Here is a 17419-nt window from a genome sequence, read left to right as displayed (position 1 = left end):
TCATGCCGCCGCCGGCGCAATCCGCCGCGTCGTGAGGGCCATCCACAGGCCGAGCGTGGCGGCAAGGCCGCCGATCAGGAACACGAACGAATAGCCGCATGAATCCGCGAGAATGCCGGCCACGGGTCCCGTCGCGCCATAGGCAAGGTCCTGAAAGGCGGCGAAGCCGCCCAGCGCCGTGCCGCGCAGATGCGCCGGCACCTGCTTGACCACTTCGGAGCCCATGGCGGGAAACACCAGCGAGCAGCCGAGCCCGGTCAGCAGCGCCCCGGCGAGAGCCGCATAGGGCCCCGGCGCCATCCACAAGAGATACTGGCCGCAGGCTTCCACCGCGAGCGAGACGATGGCGACGGGCGCTCCGCCGATCCGGTCCGGCAGATGGCCGCCGAGAAGCCGCATCAGCACGAAACCCACACCGAAGCAGGTGAGGCCAAGCCCGGCATGGGGCCAGCCACGGCTGAGGAAATAGAGCGAAAAGAATGCGCCCAGCGCCGCAAAGCCGACCCCTTGCAGTCCCACCGCGGCGCCCGGACGCCAGATGCGCCCGATGATCCGCCAGAACGGCTCGCGCTTGCCCGCCTGCGGCGCAATCGCCGGAAGCCAGTAAATGGCAACAAGCCCGGCAAGCGGCAGGACCGTCGTGACAGCCATCAGCCCGCCAAAGCCCAGCCGGTCGAGCAGCATCAGCCCCAGCGGGCCGCCCAGGGCGAAAGCGCCATACATGCCCATGCCGACCAGCGCCATCACCTGGCCCGAGCGGGCGTGGCCCATCAGGCCGATGCCCCAGCTGATCATGCCGACCATGGCCACGCTCTCGCCGAGCCCGAGAAGAAGCCGCCCGAGGATCAGCACGCTATAGCTCGCACCGGCGGAAAGCCCCGGCCAGCTCGCCAACAGGCAGATCACCCCCGCCGCCGCATAGATGACAAGGCCGCGCTGCATGCACAGCTTGCCGCCAAGCCTGTCCGCCCATGCCCCGGCCCGCCCGCGCGTCAGGATCGTGGAGAAAAAGGCAATGCCGACCGCGAGGCCGCCATAGGCATTGTCGAGGCCGAGCCCCTGCACCACATGCACCGGCACCGCCGGAAGCGCCATGGCGACGCTGAGATAAGACAGAAAAAGCGCCGCCGTCAGCGCGACGACACGGCGATAGGCCAGATCTGGCCGCGTGGTATCATGCATTGTTGCATACTCTTGATTAGAGTTTTTTACGGAAGCATCGGCGGGACAGTACCCCCCTCTGTCCTGCCGGACATCTCCCCCTCAAGGGGGGAGATTGGCTGACACGACGCGCTTCCTCCGTTCTGCGACGTTCGCGATTGGTGCCGAACGTCTATGAAGTCCAATCTCCCCCCTTGAGGGGGAGATGCCCGGCAGGGCAGAGGGGGGTTGCCTCGCGCTTCCGTCCAAACAAAATTTCCTCTAGGTGGATTCGAGCACCAGCTCACCCGACCCGCATGGAAAGCTCGATATCCTCCCCAAACGGCACCGACATGTACCCATTGCCGGGCGAGCGGACATACTCGAGATATTCAGGACAATAATTGGCATTGTCGGCGACGATGAAGGCGCCGGGGCGCAAGCGGTCTTCGACAAGCCTCAGAATTTCCGGATAGAGCGACTTCGCGCCGTCGAGGAGCAGCACGTCGACCGTTTCAGGAAGATCGGCGCTCAGCGTCTTGAGCGCGTCGCCCTCGCAGATTTCGATCAGATCGATAAGCCCGCCTTCCGTCAGGTGCTGCCGCGCCCGCTCGACTTTCGACGGCTCGAACTCGCTGGTGATGAGCCGCCCGCCGCCATTGTCGCGCAAGGCCGCGGCGAGGTGCAGGGTCGAGATGCCGAAGGATGTGCCGAACTCGACGACTGTCCTCGCCTTGCAGCCGCGCGCCAGCATATAGAGCAGCAGCCCGGTTTCGCGCGAGACGGGAAGCCACAAATCCTTGAGCCGTCCATAAAGGTCGAGATATTCGGTCTTGCTGCGCATCAGGCGCTCCCGCTCGGCGCGGGATATTGCGGCGAGCGCCGGGCTCGTCGCCCTCTCGGCTTCGTCAAACAGGCGGTCGAGAAGCGGCGCCAGCGGCGCGGTGGTAAGCGTGGTCATCATATTCTCCGTTAGCAAGGAAGACAGCTCTTGTGCCGGGCCGGAAAATACGAATAATTCATCGCGTTTCCTATTCGCATTGGTGGAGCGTATGATGAGCGGCGGCCGTAAAGCTCTGGTATCATTGAGAAAACAGCCGAAACAAGCCCGCTCCAGCGAGCTTGTTTCGGCCATTCTGCAAGCCGCTGTTCAGGTTTTGACGCAGGAAGGCGCACAGCGTTTTACCACCGCGCGCGTGGCGGAAAGGGCTGGCATCAGCATCGGCTCGCTCTATCAATATTTTCCGAACAAGGCGTCCATTCTGTTCCGGCTCCAATGCGACGAGTGGCGGCAGACGGCCCGCATGTTGCGGCAGATCCTGGAAGAGAGGGAGAAGCCGCCGCTCGACCGGCTGCGGACACTGGTGCACGCTTTCCTGCGGTCCGAATGCGAGGAGGCCGCGGTCCGCGTGGCCCTCGACGACGCGGCTCCGCTCTATCGCGATGCGCCCGAGGCGGAGGAAGCGCGGGCGGAAGCGGACCGGGTCCTGACGGATTTCATGCAAGACCTGCTCCCCGGCGCATCGGCGGATATCCGGGAGCGGGCCGGAGACCTGATCATGACGACGATGACGGCGGTCGGCAAGCAATTCTCGGAAACGCCGCGAACCGAGACCGAAATCGCGGCTTATGCGGACGCCATGGCCGATATGCTCCGCGCCTATGTGGTGGATCTACAGCGGGGTTGAACGCGCTTGGAGCAGTTCATGTTTTGACGGAATCGCGAGGCAACCCCCCCTCTGCCCTGCCAACGCCTCCGTCAAAAAAGCCCTACCCCAAAGCCCGCTCATAAGCCGCGCCATACGCACCCGCCAGAAAGCCATTGGAAAAGGCCGCGCCGGGCAGAAGCGCGGTAAGATCCTGCGCAGCCTCCTGTCCATCCAGAACCCGCCGGAAGATACTGGCGACCGCAACCATATCGGTGCCATGCGGCGAGAGGCGGAACGAGGTGACGCCCGCACCGGTCAATTGCCCGATATTATCAAGAAGATTGCAATAGGTGGAGGACAGCGTCTGCACGCCGTTGACCGCAAGGAAGGATTCGCCGTCGAGCGTATTCACCTCCAGCCCATCCGGATCCTCGCCGCAGACGAACTGGCAATTGTCCTTGGCCAGCCCATGCACCCGCGCATGATAGCAGCGCCCGGAAATGGCCAGCGGCACACGCCCGAAAGCCCAGACCTCCGGCTCGATGCCGCACGACGCCGCTTCCCGCGCCAGAATCCCGATGGAGGCGAGCGGCAACTCCGGCGGCAGGCAGACGCGTGTCGCGCCACGCCGCGCCAGATGGGCAAGCGTGCCCTCATTATAGACATTAACCAGCGGGCCGACCGTGAAACGCCGCCCGGGGTCCATATGCGCGAGCATGGTCAGGTCGTTGACCTCCACCTCCATGCCGTCATTGACCGCGAGGTCCACGCACATCTGCCGCTCGCGCTTCAGCGTGACGAGCGCCAGCGAGGAAAGGATCACCGTCTTGCCCGCGCGCTCGAGCCGCTCTATGGCCTCGGGAATGCGGTCGATATAGAATGGCAGGCGCTTGGAGCAGACCACTTCGCCAAGGCATACCCGGTCAACCGGCGCTTCGTCCGCGATCCGGGCATAGAAATCGCTCCATTGATCCGCCGTCCAGTTGAAGAGCAGCGGCCCGAGCGTGATGGTCGTTTTTTCCGTCATAGCCATGTCCTCATCACCTTTACCGCCACGTTTTGCGATAGGCGCCTGCGGTTGTCGTCTGTCCCTCGCTCAAATGCTGGAGCACGCCGGCGGGGATCGGCTCGCCCGCCATTTGCGCGTTGACCGCGTGGCGGAAGCTCGCCACCACGTCGCGGATATAGGACCGGCTGCGCTGACGCCCCTCGATCTTGAAGGCGCTGACGCCCGCTTGAACCAGTTGCGGGATGAGCGTTGCGGCGTCGAGGCTCACCGGGTCCTCGAAGACATGGCCCTTGTAATCGCCCGCCGAGAAGCACCCTTTGCAGAGTGTCGGATAGGGCGCCGGCTGATGCTTCGGCACGCGGTCGATGGTGAATTCGCCGAGGCGCGAGACGAGCTCGCCATTTTCCTCGCGGTAGTGGACATGGCTCGCCGGTGAGCAGACGCCGTTCATGTTGGGCGATTTGCCTGTCGCGTAGGAGGAGAGCGAGCAGCGCCCTTCCGCCATCACGCACAGGCCGCCGAAGACGAAAACCTCCGTCTCGCAGGCGACGTCCCGGTTGATCGCCGCGATCTCGCTGACGGTGAGCACACGCGGCAGCACCACCCGCTTGACGCCAAATTCCTCCACATAGAAGCGGATCGCATCGGCATTGGCCGCCGCCGCCTGCACCGAGAGATGGCGCCTCAGGCCGGGATGTTTCTCGCTGGCATAGGCGAGGAGGCCGATATCGGCGAGGATGACCGCATCCGCCTCTGCCCGCTCCGCATTGCCGATGGCCCGGTGCCAGATGTCAGCCGCTCCGGCCCTTGGAAACGTGTTGATGGCGAGGAGAACGCGCACTCCGGCGGCATGGGCATAGCGCACGCCCTCCGCCATTTCCTCGGGCGAAAAATTGAGGCCGGGGAAATTGCGCGCATTGGTCTCGTCATTGAAGCCGCAATAGACGCTGTCCGCCCCGGCATCGACGGCGGCGCGCAAGGCCGCGGGCGTTCCAGCCGGACAAACGAGCTCCGGCCTCACCTTGTTCTGCATGTCAACTCCTGTCGCAGCGCGTCAATGGCAGGCCGGTCAAGCGCGAGGCGACCGGCGCCAGCCTTTCGGCGATGGCCTCGCCGCCCTTCATGCCGAACATCGCCGCCGCCTCGGCGACGAGATCCAGTTCCGCATCGTCGATGGCATTGCGCAGGGCGAGCACCGCCTCCGTGTCACCCTCGATGACGATATCGCGGGAGAAGAACAGCGCGTCGCCATCCGCCGCGCCATGAACCAGACCGATCAGCGCGCCGAGCGGCCCGGCGATGCGCGCCTCCCATTTGCCACATTGATGCCTCCTCCGCGCCTCGATTCGGGGTGCATCACGGGCCGGATTCAGGCGAAAAACGAAGGGAAGATCGGTAGGATCGATCAAAAAAATCTTTTCGCCCTGCGCCCCCAGCCGCGCGAACAGCCCCGGCTTCCTACACGCGACGCTTGTGACCAACCGCTGCAGCAGAAGTTCGAGAGGACGAAGCGGCAAAGGCGTAAGCATGAGCCGAAGCGCGCCTGGGACGACGGGAATGACATTTGCATTGTTCATGACAGGGGAGAAAGCAGGCCGAAGCGCGCCCGTCTTTGCGCCAGCGCAAGGACATCGCCAGTCGCAAAGGCGCATGGAAAAATCCATGCCGATCCGCGACCTCCCCTCTTTCAGAAATTTGCGCGATTTTCTCCGTTTCCTCGAGGCTGGAGACGATCTCACCCGCGTCACGCCCCCGGTTTCGCTCGTCCATGAGATGACGGAGGTGCATCGCCGCGTCCTGAAGCGCGGCGGGCCGGCCTTACAGTTCGACCACGCAACCCATGCGGACGGCACCCGCGCGGCGATGCCAGTGGTGGTCAATCTCTTCGGCACAATCCCCCGCGTCGCCGCAGGCCTCGGCGTCACGCCGGAAAACCTGCCCGTGCTGGGCGAGGCGCTTTCCGCGTTGCGCGAACCCAAGCCGATCAATGGGTTAAGCGACGCGATGGGCCGCCTCCCCATGCTCAAGGCCGCCCTGCACACCCGCGCCCAAACCGTGTCGCACCCGCCGGTGCAGGCGATCATCCGCCGGGGAAACGACGCCGATCTTAGTCAGTTGCCGGTCCAGACCTGCTGGCCGGGAGAGCCTGCGCCGCTCATCACCTGGCCGCTCGTCATCACCCGGCCGCCCGATGCCGATCGGGCCGGGATCGCCCGCATGAATGTCGGCGTCTACCGGATTCAGCTTCTCTCCCGCGACCGGCTGGTCATGCGCTGGCTGGCCCATCGCGGCGGCGCGGCGCATCACCGCGCCTGGGCAGCCCAGGGCGAGGATATGCCGGTCGCCATCGCCATCGGCGCCGACCCCGCCACCATGCTCGCCGCCGCCCTGCCCGTGCCCGAGACGCTATCGGAAATGAGCTTCGCCGGCCTCCTGCGCGGCGAGCGCCCCCGCGTTGCACCCGCCCTCACCGTGCCGCTGATGGTGCCCGCCGATGCCGAAATTATCATCGAGGGTTGGGTTTCATCCACCGAAACGGCTCCCGAAGGTCCTTACGGAGACCATACCGGCTATTACAATCAGGTGGAGCGCTTCCCGGTCATCCGCGTGACGGCCATCACCACACGCGCCGATCCCCTCTATGTCTCGACCTTCACCGGCCGCCCGCCCGACGAGCCCTCGGTCATCGGCGAGGCGATGAACCATTTAGCCGTGCCGCTCATTCGCCAGCAAATGCCTGAAATCGCTGACATATATTTCCTGCCCGACGCCTGCTCCTACCGGCTGGCGGTGGTGTCGATCAGAAAGCGCTATCCCGGCCAGGCACGCCGGGTGATTGCGGGGCTCTGGGGCATGCTCCCGCAGTTCAGCTACACCAAAGGAATCGTGGTCGTGGATGACGACATCGATGTGCGAAGCGGCGCGGACATCCTCTGGGCCCTCTCCACCCGCGCCGACCCCTCGCGTGATCTGATGCTGCTGGAGCGCACGCCCATCGACTATCTTGACTTCGCCTCGCCGGAGCCGGGTCTCGGCGGCAAGCTCGGGATCGATGCGACCACCAAGATCAGGGCCGAGACGACGCGCGAATGGGGGAGGCCGCTTGTTATGTCTGATGATGTTATAGCTAAGGTTGACGCGCTGTGGGGGACGTTGTTTTGACAGGAACGCAAGGTGCCCTCCGAGGCACCCCCCTCTACCCTGCCGGGCATCTCCCCCTCAAGGGGGGAGATTGGCCTTCACCGATGACGCCTCCTCATTCGGCACCGTTGACGATTGGCGAAAGTGGAAATGACAGCGTAATCTCCCCCCTTGAGGGGGAGATGCCCGGCAGGGCAGAGGGGGGTATCCCCGCGCCGACGTTTCCACCTAAAAACACCCCGAGCGCCAAATGACCCGCGTCGTCCTCGCCATCAGCGGCGCGTCGGGCGCGGCCATCGGAGTGCGGATCGCCCACATCCTCCTCCAACTCGGCGTCGATATCGACCTCGTCATATCGCCAGCCGCCGAACGCACCATCCGCGAGGAAATCGGCCCCCACGCCCTCGCCGAACTCAGCGCTCTCCCCGTCCGCCATCACGACGCTTCCGATATCGGCGCAACCATCGCCTCCGGCTCCAACCCGACCCATGGCATGATCGTCGCGCCCTGTTCCATGCGCACGCTCTCGGCCATCGCCCATTCGCTTTCCGGCAATCTGCTGGTCCGGGCGGCGGACGTGCATCTGAAGGAGCGCCGCCCGCTGATCCTCATCGCTCGCGAAACCCCGCTCCATCTCGGCCATCTCCGGGGGATGACGACGGTGACCGAGATGGGCGCAATCATCATGCCGCCCGTCCCCGCCTTCTATCTGAAGCCCGCGAGCGTCGATGACATCATCGAACAGATCGCCCGCCGCGCCGTGGATCTGTTACGTATCGCGCCGGCAATAGCGACGGGATGGGATGGCGGACAGTCATAGCTTTTCCGCCTTACTCTCCGTAATCGTTCCATCGAAGCCGATGAAAACCGCCTCGGTCTCTTTCAATTTCCACAACACATCGTGTGCCTTTTCCGCCTCCATCAGGCTGAATGCAGTCGCGAGCGCGTCGGCCTTTTCCGCGTCTTCCGCAACGACCGTGACTCCAGCATAACGCCGCGCGGAAAGGCCGCTTGAGGGATCGAGGAGATGATTATACCGCCCGCTTTCCTCGAAGCGGAAGCCGAGCGGGCTTGAGGTGGCCACCGCGCGGTCACGGACCTCCAGAACCCTCGCAACCTCGCCCGTCCCAAGCGGATTCTCGATCCCCACCTTCCAAGCATTGCCGTCAGCATTCGCGCCAAGCGCCCGGCACTCGCCAAGGTCGGCAAGGCATGAGGTCAGCCCCGCCGCCTTGAGCATATCGACAATGCGGTCGGTGATATAGCCTTGGGCGATGCCGTTGAGCGTCAGGCCCATGCCGGGTCTGGCGAAGGCGATGCGGTCGCAGCCAATGAGCACGCCGTCAAACCCGACATTCGGTAGGACGGCGGCGATCTTCTGCTCCAGCGACCCCGCGCCGCCGGTCGTGAAATGCTCCCGATAGGCTTCCCATAAAGGCTGGACGGTGGGATCGAAAACACCGCCGGTGATGCTCCAATATCCCCGGCAGGCCTCGAGCAATTCCACCAGCTCGGCGGACGGATGATCGAGCGCGCCGTCGCGGTTAAGGCGAACGAGTTCCGAATCCGGCATATAGAGGCTGAATATCCGCTCTAGCCGCCGGATTTCCGCCTCGATCCGCTCGATGAGCCGATGCGCGCCTTGCCTGTCGGGATGATTGAGCGTGAGGCTGGCCGAACCACCCAGCGCCCTGCCTCGCCACTCTACGGCGGTAGGCGCAGCAGCCCGGACCCCCGCGGACAGCAGCGCCAGTCCCGCCGCGCTGGCGCTGATGGCAATCACACGGCGGCGGGATAAAGCGACCTGCATGTCACATCTCCCCGGCATGGGCGGCGGCGGTCTCATTGCCCGCGCCGAGAATATAACTCTTCGGGATATCGGCGAAGCGGACGACCACGCCGCCATGCTCGGCCACGAAGGCCTTCGCCGCCGCCTCCGCGCTGAACGGCACGGCCTCGTCGGCCCCCATCCCGCCCTTGAGGTCGCTCTGAATGACGAAAAACGCCTTTGACGCCTCGATCCAATTGTCCGGCCCCGGCTCTTCCCAGCTGGGTGCTCTGGCCATATCGGAAACGAAGACGCCCTTTATGTCCTTCGCCTCCTCCGGCAGCATGGTGAAGGCGATGGTATCGCGCGCCGAGGAGAACCAGATCGGATGATCGTAGCTCGCCGTGATCACCTGCCCTTTCGGGCCGGGATGCTCCAGTACGTTCATCCCGCAGAAATGGCCGATGGCCTCCGCCGTCATCGAGACGGGCTTGACCGGCGCTTCCGCTTTCTGCTCGCAAGCCTGCAGGCCGAGCGCCATCGCCGCGATCATCAGCAAATGTTTCATAATTCTCTCCGTGAAAAGGCGAGCCCCGCCAGGCCGAGCGGCAACAGGACCCAGACACCCAGCGCCGCGAGCAGCACGACCGGCCGCAAGGCGCTGTCGCCGGCAAGCCCCGCCATGCCCGCCAGCATGCTGACCGAGCCGGAACCTGCCAGATTGAGGAGCCGGTAAGCATCCGCAGGATTGAGGAGCAGCACCGCGTCGAGCACGGATGCATTGATCGTCCTGCCCTGATCCGCCACCAGCAGGCCCAGCAGCGCCATGTCGAACAGAAGCACGAAGAACAGCCACACGCCGATGGCCGCGCCCGCCGCCGTGCCCCGGTTGGCCGAGAGCGCGGAGATGAGATAGCCGATGGCGACGAAGACGCCGCCCAGCAGGACCGACGAGCCGATCATGGCGGCGAAGGCGGCAAGACTGCCCCGGTTCACAGACGCGCCGGTCAAGGGCAGCGAAGCCGCAGCACAGCCGTAGCCGATAGCAGTGGCAAAGGCGAGGATGGCGACATGGCCGATGAATTTGCCGAGCAATATCTGCCAGCGCGCCAGCGGATAGGAGAGAAGCAGCAGCATCGTCCCCCGCTCCACCTCGCCCACCAGCGCATCATGCGAAATCAGCAGCGCAATGAGCGGCACGAGGAAGATGGTGAGGCTCGAAAGGCTGACGATGACGATATCGAGCGGTTCCACCCCGACATTCCCGGTCGGAGCGCTGCCGAGAAAGGTGAGCGTCAGCGCCAGCGTCGCCAGCAGCACGGTGGCCGCCACGACCCAGCGATTGCGCAGGCCCTCCTGCACTTCCTTGCCGGCGATGATGAGAATGCTTCTCATGCCGCCCTCCCGTTGAGGAAATGCGCATAGAGCTCATCGAGCGAGGGCGGCAGCACGTCGATATCGAGCACCCGGTCCTCCAACGCCGCCGCGTGATGCAGAAACCGCACCTTCTTCTCCAGCGGCAGTTCCACTTCGATCAGCGTATCGCTCAACCGGCGGTGGGAGCCGTTGAGGCCCAGATGCGTTTCCACCCGCAATTGCTCGCCGGGTGCGGTGCGAAGGCGGATGCGCGCGGGCATGCTGGCGAGCCCGCGCAATTCCTCGATGGAACCATCGGCGATCTTGCGGCCGCGATCCATGATCACCACGCGGTCCGCCCGCCCCTCCATCTCCGCCAGCGCGTGCGAGGAGATGAGCACCGTGCAGCCCTCATCCCTGAGCGCGCTCACGATATCGTAGAAATGCTGCCGCAGCGCCGGGTCGAGGCCGGTGGTCGGCTCGTCCAATAGCAGCAGGCGCGGCTTGCCGAGCAGCGCCTGTGCGAGACCCAGTCGCTGCCGCATACCCTTGGAATAGGTGCCGACGCGGCGGCTGCCCGCCTCTCCAAGCCCGACGCGCTCAAGCAGATCGGGGACCGCACTGCCGCCCTCGCCTTTAAGCCGCGCATAAAAGGAAAGCGTCTCGCGCCCTGTCAGCGCCGGGTTGAAAGCGACATTCTCCGGCAGATACCCAAGCCGCCGCCGCACCTCCGCCTCGCCGCGCGCGGGATCGCTTCCAAGGACGCAAATCGTTCCGGCTTCCGGCCGGATGAGTCCCAGCATCAGCTTGATCAGCGTCGTCTTGCCTGCCCCGTTATGGCCGACAAGGGCGATTGTTTCGCCTTGCTCGAGGGTGAAGGAGACGTGGTCTGTTGCGGTGCGGGTGCCGTAGCGTTTTACCACGGCGTCGAGGGTGACACTCGGGCGGTTCAGATTTTGCATTGGATATTTCCTGCATTGGCCTGCGCCGAGACACCCCCCTCTGTCCTGCCGGACATCTCCCCCACAAGGGGGGAGATTGGCTGACAGGACGTTCCGCCCTCATCCTGCAACATCTGCGATTGGTGCCGAGCCTGCATGAAGGCGTAATCTCCCCCCTTGTGGGAGAGATGCCCGGCAGGGCAGAGGGGGGTGTCTCGCAACGCCGCCAAAACACGGACCTTTCCAAACACCATCCCCATCATCGCCTTCTCCCCACCCCCGGCGCCGCCATCAGCGGATGGCTATCCACCACACCGCCCGGCAGCACCGCCGGGAACTGCGCTTGCGCCCAACGGATCACCTGCGTCGCCGGGCTGGTCAGCAAAATCTTGGCGCGCGGGGCGGTCCAGAGCACCTTGTCGATGAGATCATTGGGCCGGTAGGGATTGTCGGCGATGCCGTCGCCGTTCAAATCGAAGGCCGGATTGTCGCTCCAGTAATTGCCGCGCCCGTCGCGCGACCAGTCGAGTTGGCGGGTGCCGACATATTTCACCTGGGTCCGGTTGGCGATGAAGGCGTTGCCGGAGATATCGTTGCCCTCCGAGCCAGCGGTGAAATGAATGCCGATCTGGCAGGATTCGAAGCGGTTGCCATAAAAGCGGTTCCGGTTGGCGTTATAGAGAAAGGCGCATTTCTGCGGTCCGAGCCGCATGGTCTCCCCCGCCGCCAGCTCGGTCTTTTCCTGCGGAATGCCGTGCTCGGCCTTCTGCACCCCCGCGTCGAGCCAGCGGGCAACCGGCTGCATCCGCCCGATGACGCGGTTGCCTGATATGGTGGAACTGTTGGCGTAATTGAGCAGAAGGCCGTGGTCGCGGTCGCCCTCGGAGAGGTTGTCCGTAATCTTCAGCCGATTCGTGTACATGATGGCGAAACCGACCGAATTGTTGCGCGAGACATTGCCGGTCACTTCGCTGTCGTCGGTGTACATATAATGGACGGCGAAGCGCACATCCTCCATGCGGTTGCCGCGGAAGACATTGCGGCGGCTGGCATTGGTATAGATGCCGTCGCGGCCATAGCGGATGGTGTTGGCGATCACCTTCGCCCCCGGCGCATTCCAGATCGATACGCCACTGCCGGTCTCGGCCATTCGCACCCCGCGCCTGCCGATAATCTCATTACGAATAGCGACCGAATCCGCCGCGCCGTGGAGATAAATGCCGTAGAGGTTGCCGATGAGCCGGTTGTTTTCCACCCGCGTGCCTGTGGCGGTTTGGGAGACGAAAATGCCGGAGCTCAACTCCGTCATGTCGCTGCCCGAGCCCCTCACCTCCAGCCCGCGCACGATAGCACCCGGGGCGGTGACGGTGATGGCATTGCCGGTGCCGAGCCCATCGATGACTGCGCCCGGCTCGCCGATGAGTTCGATGGCGCGGTCGACAATCACCGCGCCCTCATGCTTGCCTCTGAGAAGCCGGACGATATCGCCCGGCTCCGCTTGTTCCATCGCCGCCTCCACGCTTTCCCCCGGCGCGACATCGATCTGCCGCGCCTCCGCCGCCCCGCAAAGGGCGAACGCAAGCAGGGTGCTGGAGAGAAGCGGCAGGCGGCGAAGCATCATCACGCCTTCTGCGGCTCCACGAACATGCGGCCCTTCATCTCCATGTGCATGGCATGGCAGAACCACGAGCAGTAGTACCAGTAGACGCCCGGCTTCGACGCCTTGAAGGTGACGGAGGCCGTCGCCTGCGGGCCGATTTCCATGTTGACGCCGTAATTGATGATGGAGAAGCCGTGGGTCAGGTCCTCCACCTCGTCGATATTGGTCACATAGACGGTCACCTCATCGCCCTCGCGCACCGTGAATTTCTCCAGGCTGAAGGCCGGGGCTGCCGAGGTCATATAGACGCGCACCTTGTCGCCGTCGCGGATCACATCCGCCGCATTCATCAGATCGATGCCATCGGCCTTGGCTTGGCTGACCGCATCGGCGAAGAACGGATCGTCGCGCTTCCAGATGCTGATCGGGTTAATCTTGGAGCGGTGGACGATGGTCGCGTCATGCGGCTCGGCGAAGGTGGGGTTGTCATGCACCAGCACCATCTCATCGCCCGAGATGTCGATCAGCTGGTCGTTCTCCGGTTTCAGCGGCCCGACGTTGAGGTAACGGTCCTTGGAGAATTTGTTGAGCGAGATCAGCCATTTGCCGTCCGCCTCCTTGGTCTGGCCCATGGAGGTGTGGTTGTGGCCCGGCTGATAATGCACATCGAGCTTCTGGCGGATCGGATCAACCTTCTCGCCCTGATAGGCGCGCTTGGCGTCCTCGATGTTCCATTTGCATATCTGGCTGTCGATGAAGAGCGTCGTATAGGCGTTGCCCTTGCCGTCATAGGCCGTATGCAAGGGTCCGAGCCCCAGTTCCGGTTCGGCCACGACAGTATCGCGCGGCTTGATCTTGCCGGCGAAGAGATCGTCGAACTTGCGCACGTCGAAGACCGTGACGGTCGGCGAGAGCTTGCCGTTGGCCACGAGATGGATGCCGTCCGGCGCGGTGTTCATGCCGTGGGGGCCGTTCGCGACCGGGATATAGCGCGTGTAGCGCGAGCCGCGCCGCCCGTCGATGACGGGAACGCCGCCCATCTCCTTGTAATCGCCCCTGGCGACCGCGTCCTCGATGGCCTTCAGGTCGAAGAGGACGACCCAGTCCTGCTCCTTCGCCATCATCTCGGCGAGGTTCACGCCCTCTTCCGAATTGTAGCAGGTGGCGAAGGCGTATTTGCCCTGATAATCGGCATCGACATTGTCGAGATTGCCGTCCACCATCACCTGCCAGGCGATCTTCATCGTCTCGCCGTCGATGGCGGTGAAGATGGCGTGGTATTTGGTCTTGTCATCGAGCACCGAGCCGTCATTGGGGATCGGCACCCGGTCCTCGCCATTGCAGAAGACATAGCCGGTCTTGGGATATTTCTGCACCCGCAGCCCATGCACCGTATGCTGATTGGGCAGTTGGATGATCTTGTCGCATTTCATCACGTCGAGGCGGATGCGGCAGACGCGGGTGTTCGCCTTGTCATTGGCGAAGAGATAGCGCCCGTCATAGGTGCCATCGGTGAAGGAGGGATGCGGATGGTGAAGGTCGCCATTGAGGTAAATGCCGCCGCGATCCTTCAGGAACTCGACCGTCTCCGGCAGCAATCCCTCGGTCAGGATCTTGTGGCTTTCATTGGTCTGGCCCCAGCCGGTGGCGCTGTCGCGGTTGAACACCGGAATGCGCATCAGCTCGCGCATGGACGGCAGGCCGAGAATGCGAACCTCGCCGGTCTGGCCGCTGGAGAAGAAGACGTAATATTCGTCGAGCTCGCCCGGCTTCACCTCATAATCGTGGGCCGATGGGGCGGAAGCGCCCTGCGCTTGCGCGGGCGCCGCGAACCCGCCGCCAAGCGCCAGCATTCCCCCTGCCCCTGCCGCGCCCGCCGCTGCGACGGCGGCGGTGCTGCCCAAGAGCTGACGCCGGCTTAGCGTCGTCTTGCTTTCTTCCTGAGACATTACATTCTCTCCTTACGTTGTGGGAGCTTGAACCGGTTCCGGAGTCCCCACCGGAACGCCCCCATGGGTGATGACGGGCCGGGCGGGGCCTTTTCCACCGCCGGATGAAAGCTTCTGGAACTTCTCCCGCTTGCGGCGCACCTCGATCATGTGCGGGCAGCGCTGGTCGTCGTGATAGAGTTCCTGGCAGTGCATGCAGTAGATGCACTCGTTGACATTGATCTGCCCCTCCGGATGGATCGCCTGCACCGGGCATTCCTTGGCGCAGCGGTGGCAGGGCGAACCGCACTCGGCATACCGCTTCAGCCAGTCGAACATGCGGATGCGCCCCGGTATCGCCAGCGCCGCGCCGAGCGGGCAGAGATAGCGGCAATAGAAGCGCTCGATGAACAGGCCGGGGATAAGCACCGCCAGGGCGAAGACGACAAACGGCCAGTCCCGCGCGAATTTGAGGATGATCGCCGTCTTGAACGGCTCGATTTCCGCGAACTGCTCCGCCAGCGCCAGCGAATAGAAGGAAAGGCCGAACAGACCAAGAAAGAGGATATATTTGACCGGCCACAGCCGTTCATGCAGGCCGAAAGGAATCTTTACCTGCGGCACCTTCAGCCATTGCGCCAGATTGTTGGCGAGCTCCTGCAACGCGCCGAACGGGCACAGCCAGCCGCAGAACGGCCCCCTGCCCCAGAACAAAAGCGCCGCCGCCACCGACGCCCACAAGAGGAAGATAAGCGGCGCGGCAAGAAAGAACTCCCAGGCAAAGCCCGTCACCAGCGCGTTGAAGAAGGTCAGTACATTGACGACCGAAAGCTGCGCATTGGCATAGCAGCCGAGCCAGACGAGCGTGAACAGGAGAAAGCCGCACCGCACCCAGGCAAACAGCCTTGGCCGCTTCACCAGTGCATTCTGGAAGAAGAAGATACCGGTGAGGACGATAATCGCCGCGCCGGTGACCGCCACCGGAACCCGGTTCATCTCCCATATGCGCACCCAGAGGGCGGCTTCCTCCGCCTTCTCCGGCGCGGGGGCGTGCGCAACCGGAGCCACCACGGGCTTCAGATATCGCTCCGGCAGCTGATAGCCCAAGGTGAAGGGCAGCGTCACCTTGTCCCGCGCCCCGACGCGGCGATGGGCGAGCAATTGCAACTCCCACGGTTCGGTGACCTCGAAATCGAAATCCCTGGGCACGGTGAAAAGCGCGATTTCCTTGAGATGCGGCGCGCCCTCCGCCATGATGTCCCCGAGCCGGGTGTGGTCGCGGTCCTTGAAGCGAACGCCCTGCCCCGCCTGCAAAAGCTCTATGCGGTCGAAGATGCCGCCGCGCACATAGCCCGAGCCCTTGAAGGAATAGGCCCCGTCGCCCGCAATAAGTATTGCCTGCTGGCCGGGCTGAAGCCGCTCCTTCAGCCGCTGATAGCCGGTTTCCCCGAGCAGGCTGAGCCCGATGGCGGGCACGCTCACCGGCGCGAGATAGAGATCAATGAAGCGGTCGGCAGGATTGACGCTTTCGGGATGATCCGCGCCTTGCGGCTGGCCCGCGCGCCTGAACTCGTCCGTAATTTCGCCCACGGTCAGGCGCAGCGTGCGCACCGACCCGTCACCCACCAGCGTCTGCCAATCCGCCACACCGCGCAACGCGTCGTTCACCTCGCGCGGACCCGCCGCGACGGCCATTCCAGCTGCCTGCTTCCCGCCCAGCCTGCCGCTACGGATGATGCGGATGGCCGAGCGCACCACGCTGTCACCCATGACGAGCACGGTCACCGTCGCCCCGCTGACGATATCCACCTGCGGTGCCTGTTTTTCACCGCTGGCGACGCGCCCCATATCCGCGTCGATGAGCACGTTGAGCGAGGCCACGACCTTCGCCTCGGGAATGCCGATAAGGACGATCGGCTCCTTGTGATCGACAAGCTTCAGCCCGCGAATGGTCCCGTCGCGGTCGAGACCGGCGAGGATATGGATCGGCTTCCCCGAATAGCCGACCGAGTTGGTGAAATCCGAATTGAGGAACGCATATCCCGCCAGTTCGCCGCCCCTGTAGACCGGCGCAAGTGGCGGCTCTCCCTCCGGCGTGCCGAAACGGTCGGCGCCGGGGATCAGCTCGCCCGGTTGCACCTTGCCGAGATAGTTCGGCAACCCGCCCGCATGCGCACAGGAAGCGAAAATGAGAAGCCCCGCTGTAAGAAGCAGAAACAGTAGCCATGCCAGACCCGGACGGCCTGCTGCGGGGTGGAATGTGGGGAATGCGGTCATCAAACTTTTCTGCGACGGTTCGGATGGGACCATCGCCCGAACCCGGCCCCGCGTCCTTGCGCTAGCGCAAGCAATGCCCGGCTTTTCGTAAAAGAAAAGCGGAGCCGCCATCCGCGGCCCCGCCCATTCGTCCCCCGCCGCCTGTTAAATGCTTAATTACCCACCTGCCCCAGAAGCGCCTCGAAATGGGTCTTCGCCTTGCCCGGATGCTTCACGGCCTTGGCTGCGTCGAGATTGGTTGGCGCGCCCACCTGGATCAGCGCGACCATGCCCATGCCGTAATGCGGCAGGCATTTGACGCCATAGAGGCCTTCCTTGGTCACCGTCACCGTGACCTCTTCATTGGTCTTTCCCTTGAAGGCTTCTGCACCGTCAGGGAGCATTCCCTTGATGCTTTCGGCATTATGGCCCTTGTCGGTGGGCACGAATTTGATGGTGTCGCCCGGCGCGGCCTTGATGAAATCCGGCTCGAAGACCATGACGCCTTTCGCGCCCTTGTTGAGCATCTTGACCTCTATGTCGGCGGCGCCCGCATTGGCGGCGAGGAGGACGGCGGCGCCGAGGGTCAAACCAGCAAGGAGTTTTTTCATCGTTCTTCCCTTGTTCTTGG

General features: G+C 64.0%; 16 protein-coding genes. 3 read left to right on the top strand and 13 right to left on the bottom strand.

Features of this window, described 5'->3' with window-relative positions:
- Together ACOWVG_RS12170 and ACOWVG_RS12165 are read right to left on the bottom strand one after the other, a co-directional pair.
- Positions 1–1182 (bottom strand): arabinose transporter, encoded by a 1182-nt coding sequence (locus ACOWVG_RS12170; protein WP_420962476.1) that lies wholly within the window; start codon positions 1180–1182, stop codon positions 1–3.
- Between the two features lie 262 nt (positions 1183–1444).
- Entirely contained in the window at positions 1445–2101 is a 657-nt protein-coding gene (locus tag ACOWVG_RS12165; RefSeq protein ID WP_420962475.1) for an O-methyltransferase, read from the bottom strand.
- Positions 2102–2195: 94 nt separating this feature from the next.
- On the opposite strand from ACOWVG_RS12165, the gene ACOWVG_RS12160 reads away from it, so the two are divergent.
- Positions 2196–2828, top strand: coding sequence for a TetR family transcriptional regulator (locus tag ACOWVG_RS12160; RefSeq protein WP_420962474.1), 633 nt, complete (start codon positions 2196–2198; stop codon positions 2826–2828).
- 82 nt (positions 2829–2910) lie between these two features.
- On the opposite strand, the gene ubiV is transcribed toward ACOWVG_RS12160, so the two are convergent.
- Genes ubiV through ubiT form a run of 3 tightly spaced genes read right to left on the bottom strand, consistent with a single transcriptional unit; the run spans position 2911 to position 5327 of the window.
- Entirely contained in the window at positions 2911–3822 is a 912-nt protein-coding gene (ubiV, locus tag ACOWVG_RS12155; protein ID WP_420962473.1) for a ubiquinone anaerobic biosynthesis protein UbiV, read from the bottom strand.
- A 13-nt stretch (positions 3823–3835) separates the two neighbouring features.
- Entirely contained in the window at positions 3836–4831 is a 996-nt protein-coding gene (gene ubiU, locus ACOWVG_RS12150; RefSeq protein ID WP_420962472.1) for a ubiquinone anaerobic biosynthesis protein UbiU, read from the bottom strand.
- Position 4832: 1 nt separating this feature from the next.
- The gene (gene ubiT / locus ACOWVG_RS12145; protein ID WP_420962471.1) at positions 4833–5327 is read right to left on the bottom strand and encodes a ubiquinone anaerobic biosynthesis accessory factor UbiT; all 495 of its coding nucleotides are present in this window, start codon (positions 5325–5327) and stop codon (positions 4833–4835) included.
- A 133-nt stretch (positions 5328–5460) separates the two neighbouring features.
- Here ubiT and ACOWVG_RS12140 point away from each other — a divergent pair, with 133 nt between their 5' ends.
- Together ACOWVG_RS12140 and ACOWVG_RS12135 are read left to right on the top strand one after the other, a co-directional pair.
- Complete coding sequence (locus ACOWVG_RS12140) at positions 5461–6960, top strand: UbiD family decarboxylase (protein WP_420962470.1); 1500 nt, start codon at positions 5461–5463, stop codon at positions 6958–6960.
- A 229-nt stretch (positions 6961–7189) separates the two neighbouring features.
- Positions 7190–7759 (top strand): UbiX family flavin prenyltransferase, encoded by a 570-nt coding sequence (locus ACOWVG_RS12135; RefSeq protein ID WP_420962469.1) that lies wholly within the window; start codon positions 7190–7192, stop codon positions 7757–7759.
- Here the strand turns inward: ACOWVG_RS12135 and ACOWVG_RS12130 are convergent.
- From ACOWVG_RS12130 to ACOWVG_RS12095, 8 genes are all read right to left on the bottom strand, one after another.
- Positions 7754–8749: an FAD:protein FMN transferase gene (locus ACOWVG_RS12130; protein ID WP_420962468.1), complete on the bottom strand. Its 996-nt coding sequence runs from the start codon at positions 8747–8749 to the stop codon at positions 7754–7756. The two genes, ACOWVG_RS12135 and ACOWVG_RS12130, sit on opposite strands and share 6 nt — an antisense overlap.
- Position 8750: 1 nt before the next feature.
- Positions 8751–9275 carry a nitrous oxide reductase accessory protein NosL gene (locus ACOWVG_RS12125; RefSeq protein WP_420962467.1) on the bottom strand — a complete coding sequence of 175 codons (525 nt, stop codon included), beginning with the start codon at positions 9273–9275 and terminating at the stop codon, positions 8751–8753.
- Positions 9272–10102 (bottom strand): ABC transporter permease, encoded by an 831-nt coding sequence (locus tag ACOWVG_RS12120; RefSeq protein WP_420962466.1) that lies wholly within the window; start codon positions 10100–10102, stop codon positions 9272–9274. Before ACOWVG_RS12120 ends, ACOWVG_RS12125 begins: the two co-directional genes overlap by 4 nt.
- Positions 10099–11025 carry an ABC transporter ATP-binding protein gene (locus tag ACOWVG_RS12115; RefSeq protein ID WP_420962465.1) on the bottom strand — a complete coding sequence of 309 codons (927 nt, stop codon included), beginning with the start codon at positions 11023–11025 and terminating at the stop codon, positions 10099–10101. The genes ACOWVG_RS12120 and ACOWVG_RS12115 overlap by 4 nt, the downstream gene beginning before the upstream one ends.
- A gap of 238 nt (positions 11026–11263) precedes the next feature.
- On the bottom strand, positions 11264–12625 hold the full coding sequence (locus ACOWVG_RS12110) for a nitrous oxide reductase family maturation protein NosD (RefSeq protein WP_420962464.1): 1362 nt from the start codon (positions 12623–12625) through the stop codon (positions 11264–11266).
- A complete protein-coding gene (gene nosZ, locus ACOWVG_RS12105) occupies positions 12625–14553 on the bottom strand; it encodes a TAT-dependent nitrous-oxide reductase (protein WP_420962463.1) in 1929 nt (642 codons plus the stop codon). Before nosZ ends, ACOWVG_RS12110 begins: the two co-directional genes overlap by 1 nt.
- 12 nt (positions 14554–14565) lie before the next feature.
- Positions 14566–16809, bottom strand: coding sequence for a 4Fe-4S binding protein (locus tag ACOWVG_RS12100; protein WP_420962462.1), 2244 nt, complete (start codon positions 16807–16809; stop codon positions 14566–14568).
- 152 nt (positions 16810–16961) lie between these two features.
- A complete protein-coding gene (locus ACOWVG_RS12095) occupies positions 16962–17399 on the bottom strand; it encodes a pseudoazurin (RefSeq protein WP_420962461.1) in 438 nt (145 codons plus the stop codon).
- Positions 17400–17419 lie beyond the last annotated feature (20 nt).

The sequence above is a fragment of the Brucella sp. IR073 genome, assembly GCF_049065735.1.
In the GTDB taxonomy this organism is placed as follows: domain Bacteria; phylum Pseudomonadota; class Alphaproteobacteria; order Rhizobiales; family Rhizobiaceae; genus Paramesorhizobium.
The sequence above is the reverse complement of the archived record's forward strand: the minus strand, read 5'-3'. Positions and strand labels throughout refer to the sequence as shown.